This window comes from Sporosarcina luteola (genome assembly GCF_023715245.1).
In the GTDB taxonomy this organism is placed as follows: Bacteria; Bacillota; Bacilli; order Bacillales_A; family Planococcaceae; genus Sporosarcina; species Sporosarcina luteola_C.
The window spans coordinates 1296444-1321433 of record NZ_JAMBNV010000001.1; the positions used below are offsets into that span (position 1 = coordinate 1296444).

General features: G+C 44.7%; 31 protein-coding genes and 1 other annotated feature. All 31 genes read left to right on the forward strand.

All coding sequences use genetic code 11. The annotated features are described in order from the left end of the window. Positions 1–37: 37 nt before the first annotated feature. Positions 38–475, forward strand: a complete 438-nt coding sequence (locus M3152_RS06005) for a PulJ/GspJ family protein (protein ID WP_251694275.1) — start codon at positions 38–40, stop codon at positions 473–475. A 17-nt stretch (positions 476–492) separates the two neighbouring features. Then, positions 493–960: a prepilin-type N-terminal cleavage/methylation domain-containing protein gene (locus M3152_RS06010; protein WP_251694276.1), complete on the forward strand. Its 468-nt coding sequence runs from the start codon at positions 493–495 to the stop codon at positions 958–960. Between the two features lie 18 nt (positions 961–978). Further along, positions 979–2211 (forward strand): hypothetical protein, encoded by a 1233-nt coding sequence (locus M3152_RS06015; protein WP_251694277.1) that lies wholly within the window; start codon positions 979–981, stop codon positions 2209–2211. Between the two features lie 25 nt (positions 2212–2236). Then, positions 2237–3574, forward strand: a complete 1338-nt coding sequence (locus M3152_RS06020) for a VanW family protein (RefSeq protein WP_251694278.1) — start codon at positions 2237–2239, stop codon at positions 3572–3574. A gap of 27 nt (positions 3575–3601) precedes the next feature. After that, on the forward strand, positions 3602–5260 hold the full coding sequence (locus M3152_RS06025) for a GspE/PulE family protein (protein WP_251694279.1): 1659 nt from the start codon (positions 3602–3604) through the stop codon (positions 5258–5260). 10 nt (positions 5261–5270) lie between these two features. Continuing rightward, positions 5271–6308 (forward strand): type IV pilus twitching motility protein PilT, encoded by a 1038-nt coding sequence (locus tag M3152_RS06030; protein WP_251694280.1) that lies wholly within the window; start codon positions 5271–5273, stop codon positions 6306–6308. Next, complete coding sequence (locus M3152_RS06035) at positions 6308–7519, forward strand: type II secretion system F family protein (RefSeq protein WP_251694281.1); 1212 nt, start codon at positions 6308–6310, stop codon at positions 7517–7519. The genes M3152_RS06030 and M3152_RS06035 overlap by 1 nt, the downstream gene beginning before the upstream one ends. A 119-nt stretch (positions 7520–7638) precedes the next feature. Further along, positions 7639–8085, forward strand: a complete 447-nt coding sequence (locus M3152_RS06040) for a type IV pilin protein (protein WP_251694282.1) — start codon at positions 7639–7641, stop codon at positions 8083–8085. A 69-nt stretch (positions 8086–8154) separates the two neighbouring features. Next, positions 8155–9108, forward strand: a complete 954-nt coding sequence (gene pilM, locus M3152_RS06045; RefSeq protein ID WP_251694283.1) for a type IV pilus biogenesis protein PilM — start codon at positions 8155–8157, stop codon at positions 9106–9108. A gap of 2 nt (positions 9109–9110) precedes the next feature. Further along, positions 9111–9728 carry a hypothetical protein gene (locus tag M3152_RS06050; RefSeq protein ID WP_251694284.1) on the forward strand — a complete coding sequence of 206 codons (618 nt, stop codon included), beginning with the start codon at positions 9111–9113 and terminating at the stop codon, positions 9726–9728. After that, on the forward strand, positions 9721–10404 hold the full coding sequence (locus M3152_RS06055) for a pilus assembly protein PilO (RefSeq protein ID WP_251694285.1): 684 nt from the start codon (positions 9721–9723) through the stop codon (positions 10402–10404). Before M3152_RS06050 ends, M3152_RS06055 begins: the two co-directional genes overlap by 8 nt. Further along, complete coding sequence (locus M3152_RS06060) at positions 10401–11156, forward strand: prepilin peptidase (protein WP_251694286.1); 756 nt, start codon at positions 10401–10403, stop codon at positions 11154–11156. Before M3152_RS06055 ends, M3152_RS06060 begins: the two co-directional genes overlap by 4 nt. A gap of 89 nt (positions 11157–11245) precedes the next feature. Further along, positions 11246–11914 (forward strand): hypothetical protein, encoded by a 669-nt coding sequence (locus tag M3152_RS06065; protein WP_251694287.1) that lies wholly within the window; start codon positions 11246–11248, stop codon positions 11912–11914. Between the two features lie 96 nt (positions 11915–12010). After that, complete coding sequence (locus M3152_RS06070) at positions 12011–12610, forward strand: Maf family protein (protein ID WP_251694288.1); 600 nt, start codon at positions 12011–12013, stop codon at positions 12608–12610. 28 nt (positions 12611–12638) lie between these two features. Next, positions 12639–13316 (forward strand): RadC family protein, encoded by a 678-nt coding sequence (gene radC, locus M3152_RS06075; RefSeq protein ID WP_251695260.1) that lies wholly within the window; start codon positions 12639–12641, stop codon positions 13314–13316. Positions 13317–13556: 240 nt separating this feature from the next. Continuing rightward, positions 13557–14573, forward strand: a complete 1017-nt coding sequence (locus M3152_RS06080; RefSeq protein WP_251694289.1) for a rod shape-determining protein — start codon at positions 13557–13559, stop codon at positions 14571–14573. An 18-nt stretch (positions 14574–14591) separates the two neighbouring features. Beyond that, positions 14592–15485, forward strand: coding sequence for a rod shape-determining protein MreC (mreC, locus tag M3152_RS06085; protein ID WP_251694290.1), 894 nt, complete (start codon positions 14592–14594; stop codon positions 15483–15485). Beyond that, positions 15482–16000 (forward strand): rod shape-determining protein MreD, encoded by a 519-nt coding sequence (gene mreD / locus M3152_RS06090; protein WP_251694291.1) that lies wholly within the window; start codon positions 15482–15484, stop codon positions 15998–16000. The genes mreC and mreD overlap by 4 nt, the downstream gene beginning before the upstream one ends. A 24-nt stretch (positions 16001–16024) precedes the next feature. Next, positions 16025–16696 carry a septum site-determining protein MinC gene (gene minC / locus M3152_RS06095; RefSeq protein WP_251694292.1) on the forward strand — a complete coding sequence of 224 codons (672 nt, stop codon included), beginning with the start codon at positions 16025–16027 and terminating at the stop codon, positions 16694–16696. Position 16697: 1 nt separating this feature from the next. After that, positions 16698–17495, forward strand: coding sequence for a septum site-determining protein MinD (gene minD, locus M3152_RS06100; protein WP_251694293.1), 798 nt, complete (start codon positions 16698–16700; stop codon positions 17493–17495). 190 nt (positions 17496–17685) lie between these two features. Next, the gene (locus M3152_RS06105; protein ID WP_251694294.1) at positions 17686–17829 is read left to right on the forward strand and encodes a hypothetical protein; all 144 of its coding nucleotides are present in this window, start codon (positions 17686–17688) and stop codon (positions 17827–17829) included. A gap of 153 nt (positions 17830–17982) precedes the next feature. Further along, positions 17983–18531 (forward strand): M23 family metallopeptidase, encoded by a 549-nt coding sequence (locus M3152_RS06110; protein WP_251694295.1) that lies wholly within the window; start codon positions 17983–17985, stop codon positions 18529–18531. Further along, a complete protein-coding gene (locus tag M3152_RS06115; RefSeq protein WP_251694296.1) occupies positions 18528–19142 on the forward strand; it encodes a metalloprotease in 615 nt (204 codons plus the stop codon). Before M3152_RS06110 ends, M3152_RS06115 begins: the two co-directional genes overlap by 4 nt. Positions 19143–19183: 41 nt before the next feature. Next, positions 19184–19257, forward strand: a sequence feature (ribosomal protein L21 leader region). 13 nt (positions 19258–19270) lie between these two features. Then, positions 19271–19579, forward strand: a complete 309-nt coding sequence (gene rplU / locus M3152_RS06120; protein WP_251694297.1) for a 50S ribosomal protein L21 — start codon at positions 19271–19273, stop codon at positions 19577–19579. A 6-nt stretch (positions 19580–19585) separates the two neighbouring features. Beyond that, on the forward strand, positions 19586–19909 hold the full coding sequence (locus tag M3152_RS06125) for a ribosomal-processing cysteine protease Prp (protein ID WP_251694298.1): 324 nt from the start codon (positions 19586–19588) through the stop codon (positions 19907–19909). 12 nt (positions 19910–19921) lie between these two features. Next, positions 19922–20212, forward strand: coding sequence for a 50S ribosomal protein L27 (gene rpmA / locus M3152_RS06130; RefSeq protein WP_251624735.1), 291 nt, complete (start codon positions 19922–19924; stop codon positions 20210–20212). A gap of 114 nt (positions 20213–20326) precedes the next feature. After that, on the forward strand, positions 20327–20845 hold the full coding sequence (locus M3152_RS06135) for a Spo0B domain-containing protein (protein WP_251694299.1): 519 nt from the start codon (positions 20327–20329) through the stop codon (positions 20843–20845). Between the two features lie 11 nt (positions 20846–20856). Continuing rightward, positions 20857–22149: a GTPase ObgE gene (gene obgE, locus M3152_RS06140; RefSeq protein ID WP_251694300.1), complete on the forward strand. Its 1293-nt coding sequence runs from the start codon at positions 20857–20859 to the stop codon at positions 22147–22149. A 162-nt stretch (positions 22150–22311) separates the two neighbouring features. After that, the gene (locus M3152_RS06145) at positions 22312–22767 is read left to right on the forward strand and encodes an ACT domain-containing protein (protein WP_251694301.1); all 456 of its coding nucleotides are present in this window, start codon (positions 22312–22314) and stop codon (positions 22765–22767) included. Positions 22768–22806: 39 nt separating this feature from the next. Beyond that, a complete protein-coding gene (gene pheA / locus M3152_RS06150) occupies positions 22807–23688 on the forward strand; it encodes a prephenate dehydratase (protein WP_251694302.1) in 882 nt (293 codons plus the stop codon). A 174-nt stretch (positions 23689–23862) separates the two neighbouring features. Continuing rightward, a complete protein-coding gene (gene safA, locus M3152_RS06155; RefSeq protein ID WP_251694303.1) occupies positions 23863–24984 on the forward strand; it encodes a LysM peptidoglycan-binding domain-containing protein in 1122 nt (373 codons plus the stop codon). Positions 24985–24990 lie beyond the last annotated feature (6 nt).

A 24990-nucleotide genomic window follows, 5' to 3' on the forward strand; every position in this document is an offset into this window, starting at 1 on the left:
TAGTAATAGAACCAAAAAAAGGTAGGCGATGTTTCCAATGAGGAGCCATAAGGTTAACGAAAAAGGGATGACCCTTGTCGAAATCCTGGCTGCACTTGTCATCTTGGGCATCGTCTTTGTTGGATTTATGACGGTTTTTCCTCAGATGACTTTGATTAATTCGAAAACAGAAGCGAAGTTGGAATCAATGAATATTGCAAAAAGGGAATTCGTAGAACTAAAAGATGTCACAACTGATAAAAGTAAGGCGTTTCAGATTTATATAAATGGTAGTAAGGGAAAGAATTTAAAGAAAATCATAACATATATCTACGATGAAAATGACTATCAAATCAAGGTGGATTATTATGAAGATGACGAAAACAATTTAAAGAAAAATAGTCATCCTAATTCAATACAATTAAATAAAATTCATATTCAAGTGATAAAAGAAGGAAAAGTAATCAGCGAAACATTTGGTTATATCGAACAATAAGGTAGGGAGACGAGAACATGAATAAAGAAGAAAATGGCATGTCACTAGTAGAAGTTTTAGCTACCCTAGTCCTCGTTTCTTTAGTTATTGCCCTCGTCTGGACGACTGTATTGATTAGCATGAAATACAATTTTGTTGAGACAAAGAATTTACGTTGGCAGCAAGAAGCCAATCGAGTCATTACAGAAATTCAGCAGTATCATCGGAGTTGTGATACATATGATTTAACGGCAACCCACCAAGAAATAAAAATAGAACATTGTATGGTAAATGGTGTTGATCAAGGGACCAAACAGATTGCTTACGATTTCTATTATGAAATATATGTAGATGAAGATCTGGACACTAAAGAAAATAAGTTGTATTCGATAGACGCAAAAGGGTATAAATCTTCTTTTGATTTAACTTTGATTGTCAGAGATTCTGTCAAGGAAAGTCCCAAGCTAACCATTGATACTAAAATTTCCCGCTATCAACATAACTAAGGATTGGTGTGATGATGAATGAAAAAGACAATGGAAAACGAAAAAGGATATGTGTTATTGGTCGTTTTATTTTTAATTGTTTTTATCATCACAGTCTCAGCTGTGTTCATTCGTGGAAGTTTAAGTAATGCGAAGCAAGAGCAGATAGTAGATCAAAACCATTTGTCAGTTGTTGCTGCTGAGATGGGTGTAGATTACTTTGTTGGTAAGATTAATAATGAAGAGCCCAAAATTCTGAAAGAGGTACTTAATATAATTCAAGAGGATCTAGTGAAGTTAAACAATTGTGGTGGGAAACCAAATTCCTCAAAAGCAGAGTGTCAATCCATTAAATCTATTGAAACTGTTTTGAACGATGCTAAAGATAAGTATTTAAAAGAAGTAGCTAATTTAGTAGAACAAATTAAAAAATCTGAAGCGACCAATATTAAATTGTATTCATCCGAAACAGACACCATAGAGAGGTCCAACTATTCTTATCAAGTAGATAGAGATCAAGTTAGTTTGTGGGAAAAAGATGGGAAAGTAGAACTTGGGATAGTGATAATTGGCAAGTCAAAAGCCGAAAGCCCAAAACTTTTAAAAACGAAGTTGTATTTTGAAATACCTAAATTTATAATTCGCAAGACTAGTAATCAAGAAGAGCCAGTACATAATCCCGTACATATTTTTGATTTTTATAAAAAGAACAGTGAATATGAAAAAAAAGTTGGGTGTACTGAAAATGGATCATGTTCGTCAGGAAAATATTATTCAGACGGTGATAAAATCGCTAAAAATTCAAATAACCAAGGCGGACTAACGTGGGTTCACAACGGTAATCTGTTAGTGAAAAATATGAATCAATTTAATTTTACTTTAATTGTTAAGTCGTTATCAGGACAAAACATGAATCAAATGAAAGGGAAACTTATTCTTTTAGGAGAGGTAGGTGAAAGAGGTAAAATTCAAGAAAAAATTTCAGTTAAATTTCAAAGTAGCGGAAAGTTATGTATAAATGTTGATGGTTTTTCGAAGAGTGATATTGAAAAAGTATCATTTGATAAAGCTGCTCAGGTTCACTTCTATTCCTCGAAGGAAAATCCAGTGTGGCCAACTACAGCAATTAACAGTCCGAAAAAATCAGGATCTCTAGCTGGTTTTGTAAACGACTGTATCGGACAGCCAATAATCGAAAGTGATTCACCTAGTGTTGTCCAGTATGAAGTATTTGAATCTGAACTTGACTTAATGGTGGACGTTGAATATTAATATTAGCTTATGGAGGTATGAGTTTTTGAAAAAAAGTCATATAATCCCAATAATTATCGCCTTTATGCTTTCTAGTGCTTTTACGAAAAACACATTTGCAGTTGACGGATTATTCAACACTGAGAAATTTGCCGACCATACCTACGTTGGTCCATTCAACATTTCCAATAACAAAACAAAACTAGCTAATTCCAAATTAGCATCCAATTTTTCTGAGATGCAAAGTGAGTTGGATGTGAATCTAATCTACCAAGATATTCAATTCTCCCTGCCACCCGAAACCGTTACCTTTGATATCGACATGACTCTCGCAAACGCAAATTCGGGAGAAGACAATCCAATTATCGCGACTGTTTCTCGTGAAGGACTGCAAACTGTTCTCAGCCAGGAGCTTCCTAAGATTCAGTTCTCGGAAAATGCAATTGATTCGGTTGCTGCGGGCATTGAAAAAGAATTACAAACAGGCATCATGCCTCAAAATGTTAATATAACGGATTACGTAGCAAATGAAATTCCAAATAAAGTAGTCGGCACATCCGAATTTACCATTGACGGGATTTCACCAGCTTTATCAAAAGCAATCCATGCTCTAGATAAATTGACCATCGAGCCATTTGAATCTTTTTCCATGATGGAATTGTTGACAAGCACTGAAGTCGGACCGCTTAGCGATGAAGAAATGACATTGCTTTCTTCTACACTTTACACTGCGGTCCTACAAACAAATTTCCAGATTGATGAGCGGAATATTAGTACAGTCGTATCTCCAAATATTCAACCAGGATTCGAAGCGGCGATCAATCAAACATTAGGGCTCGACTTTAAATTCACGAACCCGAACAAGACGGAATTTACCATTCAAGCGGCTTGGTCGGCAGGGGCCATTCGCCTATCTATAGAAGGCAAGCCGTTTTATTACACATACGAACCTACAATTGCAAATACAGAGACGTATAACCCTAGGACTGTCGTGCAATACAGCGCATTCGTCGACGATGGCCAAGTTGTCGTTTCACAAGGCGGTAAAGTAGGTGTGGAAGCTACTGTGATAAGGACGCTGTCTGTCGATGGGAATATTGTTGAAACAGAGGATATTTCCAAAGATTTTTATGCTCCTGTTCATCGAATAGAAATCCATCCGTTATTGGAAGTGGATACATCGGTAACAGATAGTGCAGATAATAAGGAAACTAACAATCCACAAAATGATGGAACGACAACTGGGACATCCAACCCGGAAGAAATGGACTCCAATGCTTCGGACAGTAACGCCACTGTTAGTGAAAGTGGTGGTGAAGAGTCAAATGTTGGGGAAGTCATTTACGATAAGAGCGGCCTCCCGATCTCCGGATCTGGAAAATAATCAACATCTAGTGAAGGAGGGGTACATATGGCAATAACACGAAAACGGCTCGGCGATTTGCTCGTTGAATCTGGACTCATTACAGACGCCCAGCTTCATACAGCTTTAGAAGAAAAGCCCCGGGATCAAAAACTTGGAGATGCACTTCTTCAAAGGGGCTATATAACCGAACAACAATTAATTGAAGTGCTCGAATTTCAGCTAGGGATTCCTCACGTCAATCTTTTCAGATACCCGTTTGATCCGAAGTTGTTCAATGTCGTTCCGAAAGAGTTTGCCAAGAGGAATCTTATTGTTCCGTTGAAGGCCGATGGAGACAGGTTATTTGTAGCAATGTCCGACCCGATGGATTATTTATCTGTCGACGATTTGCGTTTATCGACGGGTTTTCATATTGAAACAGCAATCGCTTCTAAGGATGATATTTTACGGACAATATCGAAGTATTACGAAGATGAATTGCTTGAAGACTTTTTCATTGAGCAGCCGGAGGAGACGAGAGAACAGCAAGACGAGCTGACCGATCTTGATTCCCCGATCGTCCGTCTTGTAAATCAGTTATTGTCGTCTGCCATTACGCAAAAGGCGAGTGACATCCATATCGATCCCCAAGAGCATCAAGTCGTCATCCGCTACCGGGTCGACGGGATGCTAAAAACGGAGCGGTATTTACCGAAGCATATGCAAGCGATGTTAACGGCACGAATCAAAATTATGTCGAGCCTTGATATAACCGAACACCGCGTACCACAGGATGGAAGGATAAAAGCGACAATCGATTTCCGACCGATTGATCTGCGTGTTTCTACATTGCCTACTGTATTCGGCGAAAAAGTCGTCATGCGGATTTTGGATTTGAGCAGCTCGCTGAACGATTTGACGAAATTGGGCTTCAGCCAAGTCAATATGGAGCGGTTCATGAAGGAAATCGAGCGTCCGAATGGAATCGTACTCATTTCCGGGCCGACCGGATCGGGTAAATCATCCACCCTTTATGCTGCGTTGAATAAATTGAACAAAGAAGAAGTGAATATTATAACTGTGGAAGATCCGGTTGAATACCAACTCGAAGGCATTAATCAAATCCAAGTGAATTCCGCGGTTGGCTTGACATTCGCAAACGGTTTGCGATCGATTTTGCGGCAGGACCCAGATGTTGTCATGGTCGGTGAAATCCGTGACCGTGAAACCGTGGAAATTGCTATTCGTGCATCATTGACAGGTCATCTTGTCCTTAGCACGATTCATACGAATGATTCCATCGCGTCGATTACACGTTTGATCGATATGGGCGTCGAACCGTTCCTTGTGACTGCGTCCGTGAATGCAATAATTGCGCAACGGCTCATACGCCGGGTTTGCCGGGATTGCGGACGGGAAATGGCTGCATCAAACCGGGAGAAGGAGATTTTTGCAAAACGCGGCATGGAAATTGAAACGATTGTCCGAGGGCCAGGCTGCGCGGCCTGCAATATGACCGGGTACCGGGGAAGGGTCGCAATTCACGAAGTATTAGTTATTAACGATGAAATGCGCGAAGTGATCAATAACCACGGTACGCCTGCAATGCTGAGAGAAATCGCGATGCGGAATAACACTGTGTTCTTGATTGATGATGGATTGGAGAAAGTGAAGCAGGGAATAACGACAACTGAAGAAGTATTGCGTGTTTCACTTCTTGAATAGGGGTATAGGTATGAATGAAACAATAGATAAAATATTGGAAAAAGCATTTGAATTGAAAGCATCCGACATCCATTTGACAGTAGGCGTCCCTCCTGTTTTCCGGATTCATGGAGAATTAAAACGTTATGGGGAAGTGGCCATGGATGATGGATTTACCGAGGAAGCGGCCAAATCCACTATCCCTGAAAAGTTATTTGGGGCATTTCTTGAAAAGGGCCAGATCGACTATTCATATGAATTGAAGGGAATCGCACGTTTCCGTGTCAATGCATTTCAGCAGCGCGGCTCAATTTCGCTTGCCTTTCGGACAATCCCGACGATAATTCCATCAATCGATGAATTGCAAGTTCCCGGGATACTAAAATCTCTGGCTGAAACTCCTCAAGGGCTCATCTTGGTTACCGGCCCTACAGGCTCAGGGAAATCGACGACACTTGCAGCGATGATCCGTTATCTGAATGAAACCAGTCGCAAACATATTATCACTCTCGAAGATCCGATTGAATATGTACACTCCCATCAATCTTCCATCATTGATCAACGGGAAGTCGGCTTTGACACAAGCACTTTTGCGGATGGGTTGCGTGCGTCCTTACGGCAGGATCCTGATGTAATCCTCGTAGGGGAGATGCGGGATCTTGAGACGATTTCCACTGCCATCACTGCGGCTGAAACAGGGCATCTTGTTCTGGCAACCCTTCATACGTGGAGCGCTGCTTCAACGATCGACAGAATCATAGACGTCTTTCCGCATGGACAGCAATCCCAAATCCGTGTTCAGTTGGCTGGTGTTTTGACAGCTGTGTTGTCGCAACGTCTCTTTCAGACAGTTGACCGGAAAGGTAGAAGAGTCGCAACTGAATTGATGATCAACAACTCTGCAATCTCTAATTTGATCCGCTCAGAAAAAGTCCATCAAATCCCAAATGTTATCCAGACGAATCGGTCTATGGGGATGCATATGATGGATACTTCAGTCAGGCATCTTCTTGATCGGGGACTTATTTCATACGAAGCGGCAGTGCCGTATATTGAAGGTGATGATTGATGGCTCGGTTCAAATATGATGGCCGTGATGCAAAATCAAAAAGATCTGGCGTTATTGTTGCTGCTAATAAACGAGAAGCTGCGTTGAAATTGAAGAATCAAGGAATCCGGGTAACCAATTTGACCGAGCAAGCCGAAACAGTTCTCACGAAAGAAATTCATCTCGGAAAACCGATCAAACGTACCCAATTCATCATGTTCCTTCGCCAATTTTCAACATTGTTGCGCGCAGGGGTTACAATCGTAGAATCAATCCGCATTCTATCCTTGCAAGTTGAATCGAAGCCATTCCAAAAGATTTTGGTTTCTGTCGGGGATGATCTGCGGGGAGGTGGTTCCTTATCTGATACGCTGATGAAGCATCCGAAGGCGTTTGAACCATTGGTCATTAATATGATCAAAGCGGGGGAAATGTCGGGTACAGTCGATGATTCGCTGGACAGGCTTGCAGAGCATTTCGAAAAAGCGCATATGACGAAACAGAAAGTCATTTCTGCGATGTCTTATCCGATTGTCGTAGGAATCGTAGCCATTGGCGTCGTCATTTTCCTGTTGTCATTCGTCGTCCCGATGTTTGTGGATTTATTCGCGAGTGTCGGTGGTGAACTTCCATTGCTGACACAATTTGTTTTGAAGGCAAGTGATTTCATGGTCTCTTATTGGTATCTCTTCATACTTTCTGGGGCTGCAATAGTAGTTAGTATATTCATGATGCGAAACAATAAGGAAGGAAAATATTTGTTGGACTCCTTCCTGTTACGACTTCCAATATTCGGCGATCTTATGAAGAAATCATCGCTAGCCACATTAACGAGGACGCTAAGCTCTTTATTTGCAAGTTCTGTGCCGATCTTGCAGGCATTGTCGATGACGGAAAAGATTGTAGAAAACGAAGTTATATCACGGGTCGTTGGCGAATCAAAACAATCATTGGAACGTGGTGGTTCATTGACAGAACCGATGGCGGGGCATTGGGCTTTTCCGCCGTTAATACCGCATATGATTGCAATCGGAGAGCAAACCGGATCTCTCGACACGATGCTCGGAAAAGTGGCAGATTTCTATGAAAAGGAAGTCGACGCATCGACGGATCGTCTGAAAGCACTAATAGAGCCGCTTATGATTGTCCTTCTTGCAGGGTTGGTCGGGACAATAGTACTTTCGATTCTATTGCCGATGTTTAGCCTATTTACAGAAATAGATAATATGTAACGAATACTGTCGAAAAATAAATATATATATATAAATATAGTTTAATAGTTTCATTTCAGCTAGTAGTTTGGTATTCTTAATTTGCAAATGAAAATAAGGTAGAATAGGGAGGAATAATGATGAAAAAGTTATTACAAAAACGTTTAAACAATGAAAAAGGACTAACGCTCGTCGAGCTTTTGGCAGTAATTGTAATTTTGGGGATAATTGCGGCGATTGCTGTACCTTCGATTGGGAATATTATTACAAATTCTAAAGTTAATGCACTGAAAGCGGATGGACAAAATGTTTTAGCTGCAGCGAACATGTACTTTGTCGAAAATAATACTGTGAAGACTGTTGATTCTGAAATATTGAAAACTGAAGGGTTTCTTGAGGACGCGGGAGGGTTTGCTGCGGCTGGAGGGGTAAAAGCAACGGTATCAAAAGTTGACAGCGGCAACACTATTTCCGGAACATCAGCTAACGGCGATACTAAAGTAGCATTTGAGGGAGCCACTAATAAAGATATTTCTACTAGAAATGCTAAAGCAGGCACTGCTAATAAGATTACTGTTACTCGTTAATAAAAGACCAGCTAGCAGTGAAACAGACTTAAGAGAGAATATTTTATTATTTCAAATGGAGTTGACACAATGCAACTATTCAACCGCCGCAAACAGCCGGCAACACTTACAATTGAAGATGATGCCATCCGTTTTGTCCGGTTGAAGTCGCAGGATCCGCTTGTCGTCGATGTTGCAGAGGAAGTTATGCTTCCTCCGAACACGGTCGTCGAGGGGAAGATTGTCGATGCGGAGGCGTTGGTGGTCATTCTGGAAGGGTATTTGAAGGAGTGGGGCATCGCGAAGCGCGATGTCCAGTTTCTTGCTCCTGATACATATGTGATGATTCGGAAGGTGCCTTATCCGGAAGATATTGAGTCGGATGAATTGAAAGGACATTTCTTTATTGAAATTGGCTCGACGATTTATTTGCCATTTGATGATCCGGTTTTTGACGTAGTTCCTTGCAGTTTGAATGAAGATAGCAAGGAAGCGATTTTAATTGCCTCGAAGGAAAGCATTTTGGACAAGTACGAAGATGTGCTCAAAGCGGTGAAACTTAATCCCGTCGTTGCGGATATCGGACCGCTTGCGCTGTATCGCCTTGCTTACAAGGTGTACCAATTTGGCGGGGATGAGCATGTCCTCATCGCTGATATGCATGACGGTGTACTTACGGTCTCGATTTTCCATAAGCATTACCCGCTTTTCATGCGTCCTGTCGATCTGTCGCAATCTGCCGATCTTTCGATTGTTGCGGATGCTCAAGTGGATCCCCATTCCGTCACACCTACAACAATCGTGATGGAACTTGAAAAGCTGATGAACTTTTATCGATATAATTTACATAACGGAAGTGCTTCTATTACACATCTGCTCGTCAATGGCGAATACGGTGATATGGAAAAATTATTGTCTGCTATACGCGAGCGGTTTTCTATCGAAGCGGAGCGTTTGCTGAAGAAACCTTTGCAACTACAAGATGGACAACAATTGCCCGCAACCTTCAACCGGACGATCGGGCTGGCATTGAAAGAGGTGTAGTCATGCTCGTTGATATTAATCTATTGCCTGAAAAGGAGAGGGAGCGGTCAACGCTCCTGATTGCTGCACTTGTTGTTTTAGGTGCGGCTATTCTTTTTTGGGCGACTCTTTTTCTTTTATCTCTTTCCTTGTCGAAAGAGACTGCCCGGGCGGAAGCGCAGATCGCTTCCTTGCATGCTGCCCAGGAGACGATCCGGGAGAATATGCAGCCTTCGTCACATGCAGGTGATCGGGAACTACTCGCTTCAACCGTTGAATGGGCGGAAGCGTCACGGTACGATACATTGCCTTTATTGCGTGAAATGATTGCTTTACTGCCGGAGCGGGGTTTTTTTGTCTCGTTCGAATTTACAGCGCCTCATCAATCGACGGTCATCGTTCAATTCGATGACAAGTCGGATGCAGCCTATTATTTAACGAGAATCAAATCGTCGACAGTCGTATCCTCCGCGGCTATGGAATCGTTGGTCGCGGTAAGTCTTGATGAAGATACTCATTTGGAGACGCTACCCCGTTTTACAGCGACTTATCATATTGAATATGTGGATGAACGCGGTGTTGTGGTCGAGATCGAAGAAACGATAGAAACAGATGGGCAGGAGGATGACTCCGATGAGTAATTTGACAAAACGCCAGAAGGAGATGGGGCTCCTCGTGTTGGCGATTGTATTTCTGCTTCTCCTAGCTGCGTATTCGTATTTACAAATTTATGCACCCGCCAAAGAATCAAATGAACGCTCTGCACAGACGTTGGCGAATGAACGGGATATCCTTTTTGCGTTGCAACGTCAAGAAGCTCAGCAAAGTCCTACAGGTACATCCAGTTCCCATCCATTGCAAGAGATGCTTCCTGTAAAACCGTTAGAAGATCTGATCCTCCTGCAAATTCAGAAAGCGGAAGTGAAGTCAGATACCTATGTCCACGAATTGAATTTTTCTATTGAAGAACCGATCATTGAAAATGCGCCCGAACATGTTGAAAATGTACAAGCTGTCATTGCAGAAGTGCATTTGGCGGCGGATGTATACAGCCAAATCGACCAGTTCATCGAAGAAATCGAATCAATGGAGCGCATCTTCATTATGGACCGTATAGAGTTCACTGCTCCTGATGAAGTGAGGACGATCGAACAAGAGGATGGTCCGATAGAGTTAATTGTCACGTTTCATGCGTTATTCCGGCCGGATTTAGGGAATCTTGAAGATGAAGCGCCGAAAGTGGATGCTCCGTTACCGGCTGGTAAACAGGATCCGACGCCGATAAACAAAATTCCTGGACTAGGTGATAGTGAATGAACATTGTTTGGATACTCTTATTTTTCGTATACGGCATCATTTTCGGTTCCTTCTTTAACGTCGTAGGTCTCCGTGTGCCAAAAAAGGAATCGATCGTTTCGCCGCCATCCCATTGCACGAAATGCAATCGGAGACTTGGTCCAATTGATTTGATTCCGATCCTCTCTTACGTCGCTCTACGCGGAAAATGCAGAGGATGCGGACAGAAAATCAGCCCGATGTATCCTTTTATGGAGTTCATAACTGGTGTTTTATTTGCATTTTCGTATTACTATATCGGTTTTACATATGAATTGTCTATAGCATTGCTTTTCGTTTCATTGCTTGTCATCATCACAGTATCCGATTTAGCATATATGTTGATTCCCGATAAAGTGCTTCTGCCGTTCGCTATCGCGTTTTTGATCCTGCGATGGGTCATTCCGACGTCGCCTTGGTGGGATAGCCTGTTAGGAGCCGCAGTAGGCTTTACTGTGCTGTATCTCATTGCCGTCGTGTCGAAAGGTGGAATGGGCGGAGGAGATATCAAGTTGTTCTTCGTCATCGGGCTAGTGCTTGGGACGGTGAATACACTATTGACGTTGTTCCTCGCTTCATTAATTGGTTCTGTCGTCGGTCTTTATGTATTAAAGAAAACCGGAAAAGGCAGGAAAACGCCTGTCGCCTTCGGACCTTCCATTGCGGCGGCAGCCGTCATTTCGTATTTCTTCGGAGTGGACCTTGTCGAATGGTATCAGCATTTATTCATTTAAGTCGATAAATTTCTTGGAACAAGACGACATACGTCTTGTTCTTTTTCATGTCAAATTTGATACGGTTACTAAAAACGGGGTGGTCTGGCATGAACTTCAAGAAGAAATATTCGAAAGTGACAGTCGCGATGGCGATGCTGCACGGCGTCATCATTGGTATTGCAGCCGTGGCAATCGTAGGTTTCATCATTGTCGGTACGAATGGACAAGGGAAAGAAAAGGCGGGGGAAAAGGAAGTAGTGGTGACTGATCCGCCTGCACCCGGTGAAACGACTCCTACTTCCGGTCCTGCAATTTCGCCGGAAGAAGCCCCTCTCCAACTGTTCGCTAAACAGCATGGTGTGTTTTCATCTGCACAATCAGCGCAGGATTTCATTTCGCAAGATGCAAGCCTTGCAAAAGCGACCATACTGCAAATTGGGGGACAGTTCTATGTGTGGAGCGAGGTCGGTATTCAAGAAGACGAGATAGAAGTGAGCGAATACGAAATGACATTTAGAAAGCCATTTTTCGTAGATGCATCGTCGTGTTCGAACGTTGGCGCCGGAAAATTAAGAAGCGCTCTGTCTGAAACCGAATTATCCAAAATTAAAGTTTTGACAACTGTTGCAGAAGGAGAAGCGGATGATGAAAAGATTGCTGAATTCCGGAAGAATATAGCGGCTGTCACTGCGTTTACTTCGGATTTGCGCATTTTTCGCATTAAGCTGCTCGCGCATTATTTCCATAAGGATGGCTGTGCGAAAATCAATTTTTGAGGCGGAAAAACGGGACAAACTCTCATTATTGCGGATTTATGAAAATTTCCATTACACTCCTTCTACAGTATGATTAAGAAAAAGGAGGTTGCTTATATGGAATTCATTGCAAAAAGGCCGATTATTCTGGCGTCAGGCTCACCGAGAAGGCAAGAGTTGCTCAGAAACCTTGGCATTCGGTTTGAAACAATGCCAAGCGATGTCGAAGAAGTTGCGGATTTGGAGGAAGGGAATTTCGCGGAATATGTCCAGAAGCTAGCTGTCAAAAAGGCTGCCGCTGTTTCCGAAATGCGATCTGATGCTTTCGTCATCGCAGCTGATACGATTGTCGTCTTTGAAGGAGAGATTTATCCAAAACCGTCATCGAGAGAACAAGCAGAAAGCTTCCTAAGAAAGTTTTCCGGCAATACCCATTCAGTTTTCACAGGTGTCAGCATTCTTGGAAGCGGATTTTCGAAAGTGTTTTCAGTCGAGACGAAAGTGACATTCAAGGAACTGGACGATCAGATGCTGAAGTCATATGTTGACTCAGGCGATCCTATGGATAAGGCGGGAGGATACGGCATCCAAACCGCGGGGGCACTCCTTGTCGAAAAAATTGATGGCGATTACTTGAATGTCGTCGGATTGCCTTTATCGAAGCTGGTGCAAATATTACGTGAAGAGGGCGTCATCCTGTTGAAGGAGGCTGAATGATTCATTGACAGTCGATGTGAAGAAACAGATGATGATCCGAGATGTACATATCGCGGATAGACCCCGTGAAAGGCTTATCCGGCAAGGGGCTGGCAGCCTGTCGAACCAGGAGCTCATTGCTATCCTGTTGCGGACAGGTACAAAGGAAGAGTCGGTTCTTATGCTTGCCAATAGGATCCTTAAATCATTCGATAAAATCCAGGACCTGAAGGATGCCAATGTAGAAGAAATGATGGCTGTTAAAGGCGTGGGACAAGCAAAAGCAGTCCAAATACTCGCCGCCGTCGAAATTGGCAAGCGGATATCCCGCAAGCATTCGGAAGGTCGCTATGTCATTAAATCTCCCGAAGATGCTGCAGCTTACTTGATGACAGATATGTCTTCCCTCGTTCAGGAGCATTTCGTCGTCCTTTTTCTGAACGTGAAAAATGAAGTGCTGCACAAACAGACGATCTTCATCGGCAGCTTGAATTCATCGATCGTGCACCCTAGGGAAATTTTCCGCGAGGCGGTAAAACGCTCTGCGGCTTCCATAATTTGCGCGCATAACCATCCAAGCGGAAATCCGTCACCTTCTCCTGAAGACATTGAGGTTACAAAAAGACTTGTCGAAGCAGGTTCGATTATCGGGATCGAGCTGCTCGATCATCTCATAATCGGTGATCATCGTTTCATTAGTCTTAAGGAAAAAGGGTATATGAGTTAGCAAATAACTCCTAAAATGGAAATGGATTTATGTAATATAAGTAGTGGATAGAGGCGCCTGACCCCACAGTATGAAGGGGTTTCAGGGGCTTCTTGAAGCTGCGTGGAGAAGGAAGGCGATAGCATCAAAATCCAGTCTATTGCTATTGACACTGTGAATTTGTTCTCCAATCCGTTATAATGTGGTGTATGATTTCAAGAAGACCATAATTATGCGGTCGAATAGAAAGGAAGAACAGATTTGTTTGGATTTGGATCAAGAGATGTCGGGATTGACCTCGGCACAGCAAATACATTGGTTTTCATTAAAGGAAAAGGGATTGTTCTTAGAGAGCCTTCCGTCGTAGCGAAAAATACAGTGACGAATGAAATCGTGGCAGTCGGATCTTCGGCTAAAAATATGATTGGGCGTACACCTGGTTCCATCGTAGCGACTCGGCCGATGAAAGACGGCGTCATTGCGGATTTTGAAATTACGACAGCAATGATCGAGCATTATTTGAAAGAAGCGACAAAAGCTGCAGGAAGCGCTTGGAAAAAGCCGAACGTCATGGTTTGCGTTCCTTTCGGCATCACTTCTGTTGAACAGCGGGCGGTCATTGACGCGGCAAGACAAGCTGGTGCTAAAGACGCGTTTACGATAGAAGAGCCATTTGCTGCAGCTATCGGTGCTAATTTACCAGTTTGGGAACCTACCGGCAGCATGGTCGTCGATATAGGTGGCGGTACAACAGAAGTTGCAGTCATTTCACTTGGCGGCATCGTTACGAGTGAATCGATCCGTGTCGGAGGAGACTCGATGGACGGAGCAATCATCGGTTATATCCGTAAAACGTATAATATGACAATCGGTGAACGTACTGCTGAAGCTATTAAAATTGAAATTGGTTCGGCGAAAGTTTCTGCTAAACCTGAAAAGATGGATATTAGAGGCCGAGATCTCTTAACTGGCCTGCCAAAAACTTTGGAAATATCTTCTGACGAAATAGTAGAAGCACTTCGTGAATCTATCACACAAATTATTGAAGGCGTCAGGAAGACGTTGGAAGCTACTCCTCCTGAGCTGTCTGCGGACGTCATGGAACGCGGAATCGTCTTGACAGGCGGGGGAGCATTGCTTGAAAACTTGGACAAGGTCATTTCGGATGAAACGAATATGCCTGTCTTCATCGCTGAAGACCCGCTTGATTGTGTAGCGATCGGAACGGGGAAAGCGCTCGATAATTTCGAAGTGATTAAAAAGATGCAAGCTAGGTAATGAGGGAGGATTTGGGCAATGCCGCGATTTTTTTCGAATAAACGGTTGATTTTGCTGCTTGTGGGCGTCATTGTCCTTGTGGCTTTGATTTCATTCTCCTTAAAAGACAGGCAGAACGCCACCCTTCCAGAACAAATTGTGAAAGATGTCGTCGGTTTCGGGCAATCTCTTTTCTCGAAACCGGCACATTATATTACAGGCACATTGGATAAAATCGATGGTATTTTAAATACATATGAAGAAAACAAGCATTTGAAAGCGCGATTAAAAGAATATGCCGCAACGCAAGCGGAGCTGGCAGATGTAAGAGCAGACAATAAAACACTGCGTGAGATCGTAGACAAGAAAGATAGCCTGCGTGATTACGAGCCTATCCAGGCGACTGTCATTTCCCGGAATCCCGATCAATGGGAAGAGAAAATCGTCATCGATAAAGGCAGCGTCGCAGGCGTGAAGTTGAATCGAGCTGTCATAACTGCATCAGGTCTGATTGGAAAAGTGGTGCTCGTCACTCCTTTTAAATCGACAGTTGAATTGCTGTCGACTGAAAACAGCAACTTCCGGGTAGCTGCAGTCATTCCTGGGGATGAAGCGATTTTTGGTTTGATAGAAGGATATGACCAAGCGCGCGGCGAATTGATAATGAAGCGCATCGATTCGAATTTTCACGTCAAGGAAGGACAGAAGGTCGAATCATCCGGTTTAGGAGGAATCTTTCCGAAAGGTTTGCTCATCGGGGAAGTGACCGAAGTCTCAACGGATGATTTCGGATTGACCAAATTGGCCTATATTCGTCCGGCCGCTGATTTCTCCATGTTGGATCATGTGATGGTTGCAAATCGTTCATCCGGCGTTACAAGCGGAACGGATGGGGAAGTCGATGAGGAAGAAGAGGGGGAGGATGGATCGTGATTAGGTTCATAATCCCTCTTATTGCTGTCATATTATTCTTTCTTGAACCTGTATTCAGTCTTTTTTCACCCATATCGATCGCAGATGTATCCTACACGCTCGTTCCCCGTTTTGTTATCGTTTATCTGATTTTCATCACAGCCTACTATGGTCGCAGACGTGCAATCCTTTACGGAATCGTACTTGGACTCTTGTATGATATGTATCACATTGATATTATTGGTATATATACTTTTTTATATCCGGTGATCTGTTATTTTGCTGCTTTGATCATTAGGCAAATCCATCGCCATATCATCACTGTCATGCTTTTAGCATTGGCGATGGTTGCGCTGCTTGAATTGCTATCATTCTTTTTCGCGAGCCTGATTGCATTGACCTCAATTGGCTTTGAAGAGTTCATCGTGCTTAGGCTTATGCCGACGATGGGCGCCAATTCCATCTTTGTGGGGATGTTCGGCTATCTGTTCAAACGGCTGATCGATGAAGTGGGACTGCAAAAAGCCGGAATATAATTAAGGAAACTGTGAGGGACGCAAATGACGAAACAGCACTATGTAACAATAAAAGGGACAAAAGACGGGCTTGTCCTCCGACTTGACGACAAATGCGCTTATTCGGACATGATTGCAGAACTCCGCAATAAAGTCAGCGAAAACAGTCTGGAAGGGCTTGCTGAAGTAAAAGTCCATACAGGGAACCGCTATTGTAATGAAGAAGAACTGAAGGAAATTATGAATGTCGTGCACGAATCTCCGCATTTACGAGTTTCAAAGATTCAGAGCGAGGTCATTACAATCGAAGAATGCAATCGGAAAGTACTTGAGAAACAATCGGAGACCTATATCGGCATCGTCCGCTCCGGACAAGTCGTAAAGGCTGACGGCGATCTCGTCGTCATCGGCGATGTCAATCCGAACGGTCGTGTAGTTGCTGCCGGAAGCATTTATATATTAGGTAGGTTAAAAGGAATCGCACATGCAGGTGCAACTGGCAATGAAGAGGCGGTCATTGCGGCTTCGTGGCTTGAAGCGACGCATTTGATGATAGCGGATAAATTGGAAACGATGACTGATGAACTGACGATTTTGTCGGAGCAACCGGAGATGGAATGCGCATACATACATTCAAGCGGTTTCATTGCCATCGACCGTTTACAGGAGCTACGGATTCTGCGGCCAAATCTGTCAACATTCAAAGGAGGGAGCTAGTGTGGGTGAAGCAATCGTAATAACGTCAGGAAAAGGTGGAGTCGGTAAAACGACGACATCTGCAAATCTTGGGACAGCATTGGCTCTACAAGGTAAAAAGGTATGTCTTGTTGATACGGATATCGGCCTTCGTAATCTGGACGTCATCCTCGGTCTCGAAAACCGTATCATTTACGATCTCGTTGATGTAATAGCGGGACGATGCAAAATCCACCAGGCGCTCGTCAAAGACAAGCGTTTTGAAGATGGACTTTTCTTGCTGCCGGCTGCGCAGACTACAGACAAAAATGCAGTCGAACCGGAACAAATGAAGGAATTGATCACTGAATTGAAACGGGAGTATGATTATATCTTGATCGATTGCCCAGCAGGCATCGAGCAAGGATATAAGAATGCCGTTGCAGGTGCGGACCGTGCCATCGTCGTCACTACGCCGGAAATTTCAGCTGTGCGGGATGCGGACCGTATTATCGGACTGTTGGAGCAGGAGGATATCGAGCCTCCTAAATTGATCATCAACCGGATCAAAAGCCGGCTCGTCAATAGCGGAGACGCTTTAGATGTCAATGAAATCACAACTCATTTATCCATCGATCTACTTGGCATCGTCTTGGATGATGAAAAAGTCATCTCCTCTTCGAATAGAGGGGAGCCGGTCGTCATGGACCCTTCGAACCCGGCAGCAATCGGCTACCGGAACATCGCCCGCCGTATATTAGGCGAATCCGTGCCGCTAATGTCACTAGACGAAGGCAAACCAGGCTTCTTCGGGAAACTCAAAACATTATTCGCGAAATAACCAGAACCCTTGCCAGGGGTTCTTTTTTTATTCGCGACAAGGCAACCTCATTAATGCCCTAAGAGTAGGGCGATGACAGCTGGGATCAATGACTACCACATACAGAAGATAAAATATCTCAAATGGTTGGTTTGTGCTATTAACGGTAGGGAATTATTTCATTTCAATAGGTGTAAAAGAGATTCGTTGATTGGAGCGAAAAGCGGCGACTCCTGCGGGAAAAGCAAGCGAACCGAGACCCTGGACGGAGCGAAGCGAAGGAAGCGGCTCGGTGCTTGCCCGCGGAAAGCGTCCGCCTGTAGCGCAAATCAACATTATTCTTAGCAAAACCTAATGACTTGCCATTCACATCACACTAACATTTGATTTAGACCCTATTTTATTTGCTACTATAGAACCTATCAATAATAAAGAGCACACTTGGACATTTGCCCATAATATTCAGAGTACACCCGTCATATACTGAGGAAAAAGGTGGTGTGGCGGGGTGAAATGGAAAACAAAATGGTTCATTGCAATCATACTAGTAATTGGCGTATTCTGCTTTGCCAAATTGGAAGAGGCCGGAGTCATTAGCAAGCCTGTTACCCAATATATAACGACAGGCAAAGATTTCATCGTCATGAAAAAGTGGGTTGCCTCAATAATCGGTGATCCCGATAAGGATACGATCACAGTCTCTGCCGATTCCGAGGAGATGCCGTTTGCTGCATATGAATCGATGCAGCCCTATAAGGACGGCGTTATCGCTTCGTATGCACATCCGATGCCGATCATAGCCCAAGGGGACGGGCTTATCGTTTTCACCGGCTTTACCCGGCAATCAGGAAAGACGATCACCGTTTTGTACGATGACGGGGACGAAGTGACGTACGGATTTGTTGGAACGATTTCAAAGCTACCCTATTCGACTGTGAAAAAGGGGGACACGCTTGCCCTTATGAATGAAGAGGCGATCTACTTAAAAGTGAAACGGGAAGGGGTCGTATTGGAAGCGGCGGTTTTGGCTACTTATTTCTCGGAAGATACGAAATGAAGCTTCGCCTTCATCCCATTTTGGCACCATTTTTCCTCGTGCTGATGGTCACGGGTGGATTGGCGTTTTACGCTCTCGTCTTCATCTCCCTACTCTTCCATGAGGCGGGCCATATTTTCGCTGCAAAAATGTCCGGCATGAAAGTCAGGTCATGCACGATTATGCCTTATGGAGGAGAACTGCGAATTCCCGACCGATATGCTTACGGGAAAAGGCAAAGAGTTGCCGTTGCTATCGGTGGACCTGCCGCGACAGCAATTCTTCTCCTATTATCGATGCTTTTTGACTTTCCCGGAGATGAACAATTCATGCGCATTCAACTAGTGATTTTGGCGCTGAATCTTTTGCCTATTTTACCGCTTGATGGTGGACAGGCCATCAGCGCCATGCTTGAAAAGGAAGAGAGGAAATATAAGATGAGAGCCGCATTTCTCGTCTTTTCCATCACCGTTTTACTGGCTGTCAGCCTACTGCTCCTTCTGGGACTTCCGAAAACCGTCCTTCTTCTTGCATTAGCACTATTTTTATTGTTTCAAAACATTTCAGCTTTCAAGTTCCGGAAATATGAACAAGCTTATGAGCAATTAAAAAGAAAACAGTTGACGCCATAGATTGCGCATGGTAATATTTTAATGTTATTGTTTGTAGCGCACCCGTGCTACAACCGCACTGACAAGGTACAAGCATCCGAAAGGGTCACCTATGAAGGCGAGTCTGAGTCTATAGAGGAGGTGCAAGTATGTACGCAATCATTGAAACTGGTGGAAAACAAATCAAAGTTGAAAAAGGTCAAGAAATCTTCATCGAGAAATTAGTCGGCGAAGCTGAAGAGACTGTAACATTCGACAAAGTTCTATTCGTTGGTGGAGAAGACGTGAAAGTCGGCGCTCCATTCGTGGAAGGTGCTTCTGTAACGGCTAAAATCGTTAAACAAGGCCGCGCTAAGAAAATCACTGTTTTCAAATACAAGCCGAAAAAGAACTACCACAAAAAGCAAGGTCATCGTCAGCCATACACGAAAGTTGTCATCGAAGGCATCAACGCGTAAGCCGGCATGATCAAAATCATTATTGATGAACAATCCGGCCGCATCAGCTCTTTTGAGATGAAAGGCCATGCTGAATTCGCAGAACATGGAAAAGACCTCGTCTGTGCGGGCGCATCCGCGGTTTCATTCGGAGCCGTCAATGCCGTCATTGCACTCACTGGCATAACCCCTGACATCCAACAAGGATCGGACGGAGGTTATTTGAAAGTGATTTTTCCGGAAACGGAGAAAGATGATGAAATCCAATTGATCGTGAAGGCGATGATTGTTTCATTACAGACGATTGAACAAGATTATGGGCAACATATAAAAATTATTTTCAACCGATAGGAGGTGGCACTTATGTTACGTTTGGATCTCCAGTTTTTCGCATCGAAAAAAGGGGTAGGTTCTACAAAGAACGGTCGTGACTCTCACTCGAAACGTCTTGGCGCAAAGCGTGCTGATGGACAATTCGTTTCAGGCGGCTCTATCCTTTATCGCCAACGCGGAACAAAAATTCACCCAGGTGAAAACGTTGGCCGCGGCGGGGACGATACACTTTTCGCAAAAGTTGACGGCGTAGTTCGTTTCGAACGCTTTGGCCGCGACAAGAAAAAAGTGAGCGTGTACCCTGTAGCTCAAGAAGCTTAATGTTATTACTAACATTGAAAGGACTGCATTTTACCGTGCAGTCCTTTTTATTTTTGGCGAATTTTGTGAAAGGGATGCTATACTGTAGTATATGAAACAGTTGGCGGTGAGAAAATGGAGTCGGAAAATCTGACGATTGGAAAAGCATTGAAGTTTGCACGCCATGATTTTTTAAATGAACTGCAATTAATGTTATTATATATGGATCTCGGGAAAATACCCGAAGCGCGAAGAGCATTGCTGGTAGCGACGGAACGAATGCGTCACCTATCCATGCTGGAAAAGCTCCGCCTGCCAAAGACGGAAATGTGGCTTAACACATTCGAATGGAGGCATACTGCGTTCTCAAAGAAGTTGTACAGCGATATCATTGCTGGGAACCGAAACGCAAATGACGAGGCAGTCGCGAATTATTTGGAACAATTGATCGTCATTGTTGAAGCAGCGGTCGATCCGATGGATGAATATTTCATTCGTATAGAGGTACATGCTACTGATAAGCAATGGATGATCCAATTGACAGTCGAAGGAGCCTTAGCAGGACCGCTCGAATTGCCACAGACGGATGGCGGGTTTGAAGCGAGTGGTGTTCTGCAGGACAAGGAATGGACGTTCACGATAAGTGGACAATAGGAGGAAAAAACATGTTTGTCGATCACGTTAAAGTATATGTAAAAGGCGGCAACGGCGGTGATGGAATGGTTGCATTCCGCCGCGAGAAGTATATTGCATACGGAGGCCCCGCCGGAGGGGATGGCGGAAAAGGCGGCGATGTCGTGTTCATCGTTGACGAAGGCTTGCGGACACTTATGGATTTCCGTTACCAGCGCCATTTTAAAGCCCCGCGCGGAGAGCACGGCGGCAGTAAAAACCAACACGGCAGAGGCGGCCAGGACATGGTCGTTAAAGTTCCGCCGGGTACAATTGTGAAGGATGCCGAGACGGAGACGATCATCGCTGACCTCGTTGAGCACGGCCAGACGGCGGTCATTGCTAAAGGCGGAAGAGGAGGGCGCGGGAATTCACGTTTTGCAACGCCTCAAAACCCAGCACCTGAGCTTTCGGAAAAAGGAGAGCCGGGTGTTGAGCGTGAAATCACACTTGAATTGAAAGTACTTGCCGATGCAGGCCTTGTAGGTTTCCCGAGCGTCGGAAAGTCGACATTATTATCCGTCGTATCGGCCGCAAAGCCAAAAATCGCCGATTACCATTTCACGACGCTTGTACCGAATCTAGGCATGGTTGAGCTGGAGGCCGGCACAACGTTCGTTCTCGCCGATCTGCCGGGGCTTATCGAAGGAGCGCATGAAGGCGTCGGACTCGGTCATCAATTCCTGCGCCATATCGAAAGGACAAGGGTCATCATCCACGTCGTCGATATGTCTGGGATGGAAGGACGGGATCCTTACGATGATTTCATCACAATCAACGAGGAGCTAGAGAAGTATAATCTCCGTTTGATGGAGCGTCCGCAAATCATCGTTGCCAATAAAATGGACATGCCGGAAGCGGAAGAGAATCTTAAGCTGTTCAAAGAGAAGCTCAATGATGAAGAAGCGCGTGTGTTTCCGATTTCCGCAATCACACGTGAAGGCTTGGATCAGCTGTTGTTTGCCGTAGCGGACTTGCTTGAAACGACGCCAGAGTTCCCGATGCATGAAATCGAGGAAGAAGATGAAAATCGTTCAGTATTGTATAAGCATGAAGCCGAAGCTGAGGACTTCAAGATTACCCGCGATGATGATGGAGCTTTTGTCCTGTCGGGTTATACGCTTGAACGCCTATTCAAGATGACCGACTTCAATTTCGATCAGTCCGTCCGTAAATTTGCACGTCAAATGCGTGGGATGGGTATCGATGATGCACTCCGTGAACGTGGGGCGAAGGACGGGGATACGGTAAGGATTCTCGACTTTGAATTCGAATTCCTTGAATAGATAGTTATTGAGCGTTAATTTGTCCAACATCTAGCTTCGGGTGGCAACAGCTCGGGTCATAAGTCAGCTCTGCTACACGGCAAAGAGCGCCGTTTCGCAGACCCGCCTTATGCCTGTCGCAGTTAACCGCCACCCTTCGCTTTTGAATCAAGGAGGCATTCAATGAAGCCATTGGGGGAAGGGCAGTTTTATCTTGTAAGGGAAGATGTGCTGACGGAATCGATGTTGAAGATGCTGGAGGCGAAAAGGCTTCTGGCGAGCGGAGAGGAAAGGACAATCCAGGAAGCGACGAAGCGGGTCGGATTGTCCCGCAGCGCCTACTACAAATATAAGGACACCGTCTTCCCGTTCGAGTCGATCGCCCGGGAACGTGTTTTGACGATTTTCATTCAACTGGAGGATCGGAAAGGCTCGCTTGCAACGATTCTTCGGATCATTTCGGAAGCGAAATGCAATGTGCTGACGATTCACCAGACGATACCGGTGCAAGGTCGCGCGAATATTACATTATCACTCGACGTTACTGAGATGCCGATCAAAATGGAGGAATTCATGCAGAAATTGAAAGCCCCGAATTTCATCGATTCCGTCCATTTGATCAGCTCGGGGGCTCTTTAAGTATTAAAAAACAGAGAGTAAGAAAATGGAGGATCTGGGATGGGCGAAAAAAAATACAAGCCTACGGTCGCCTATTTGGGGCCGGAAGCATCATTTACTCATGTTGCGGCAACTCATCTTTTTGGTACTGATGGTCTTGTACCACAACCGACAATACCTGATTGTATTGAAGCCGTTACAGATGGCTATGTCGCATATGCAATTGTGCCGCTTGAAAATGCATTGGAAGGCTCCGTGCCGATGACAATCGATTATTTGTTCCACGGAAGTGACCTGTTCATCAACGCGGAAATTTCAATACCGATTGAACAGCATCTGATGGTGAATGAAAAATGGAAGGATTCATTGGAACAGCTTGAATCAGTCCGTTCCCATCCACATGCACTTGCACAGTGCCATAAATATCTGCAATACCATTACCGCCGTACGCCATTGATTCAGACAACATCGACTGCGGCGGCAGCAAAGTATATCTCCGAAAATCCGGATCTATGCATTGCCGCAATTGGAAATAGTTTGGCTGCTGAAAAATACGGCTTACATATCGCAGAAGAAAATATCCATGATTTTCATTTCAACCATACAAGGTTTGTTATCTTGTCATTACGGAAAGGGCAGTTGGAAAAGAACGACCATTCTGAATTGCCGAAAACGACTTTCATGGTCAAGTTGCCCGAGGACGACCGTTCAGGTGTGCTCCATCAAGTACTATCCGTTTTTGCATGGCGGAAGCTTAATTTAAGCAAAATTGAATCCAGGCCGATGAAAACCGGGTTGGGTAATTATTTTTTCATCATCGATGTAATGGAAAGTGAAGAGCATCCGATGATGAGAGGAGCGCTTGAAGAGCTTGCCGCACTCAACGTCACTGTACGATCTTTCGGCACGTATTTCAGTTATGAACAAAGACCTTCACGCTAATCACAGTGTGAAGGCTTTTTCATGCAATCAGCAGTGCGGACATCGGTTTTTTGAATGAATAAACAAGCCACTTCTACAATATACATACTAAGAGAGAGGGCGCCTTTGACAAATTTGCGTCACATAGACGGGCGTTCGTTCATACGATGGATTGATGGAAGGGGGATTTTGTTAGTGGATGTCCATATTGTTGTAAAAGGGGATACGTTGTGGAAGATTGCACGCCAGTACGGTATCTCTTTTGATGAGTTGAAAAGGGTGAATGCCCATCTGGCAAATCCGGATTATATCGTTCCGGGCATGAAGATTTTCCTGCCGAAGAAGAAGGCGGACCATATGCCGAGTCAGAAGGGGAAAGACAAGATGCCGGAGAAAGTTGCGCCGCAAACACAGGGAAAACCGAGCCCAATCCCATTGCCGAAGGAAAAAAATCAATTTGAAATGCCGAAGCCGCCATCCGTGCCGATGCAACCTATTCCAAGTGCACCTGTTCAGAAGCCGCCTGCTGCGATGACACCGCCGGCTGAACAACCGGTTCAACCTTTGCCGTCTGTACCGCCCTTACCGCCGATGCCGGCTCCTGTCCCGGTACCGCCAATGCAGATGCCGCAATTTTTTCAACCGATGATGCCGGTGCCTTGCGGATGGATGCCTATTTACGACGCGGATTGTGCTCCGATGGCATTCCCGAGTTTTACACAACAACTACCTGCGGCCCCCGCTATGCCGCAACAGCTCATGCCGTCGCAAGAATTGCCGATGCCGCCTGCACGGCTCGGTGTGAAGCCGCCTTCAATTGACATGACCGAAGACCTTGATGAGTTCGATGAATCGCCGATTTATCCTGGTAGAGGTGCAGGAGCTTCTCCGCCATATCCAATTACAGGTTGGGAATTGATGGAGTCGCCAATTATGCCGGAAGAATCTCCGGAACAGCAGGTTCATTGCCCGCCTGAGCAAGGCTATGTACCTCAAATGGTATCACCTGAATATCAAAACCCCTATGGGATGATGCAACCGACTCCGCAGCCGTTCCCATTCGGTTATCCATGTCCGCCAATGCAACAACCAATGCATCACTGTGGTTGCGGTTGTCATTCGCAAGGATTCTACGGTGTGGCTCCAAGCGAGATGCAGCCGAATTACATGATGCCGATGCAAGTGAGCCCAATGCAAATGCAGCCGGCACAAATGTATCCGATGCAGATGAATCCGATGCCGATGAACCAGATGCAGATGAATCCGATGCAAATGCAACCATTTAACCCTATGGACAATTACGGGTGCGGTTGCTGACCGGCG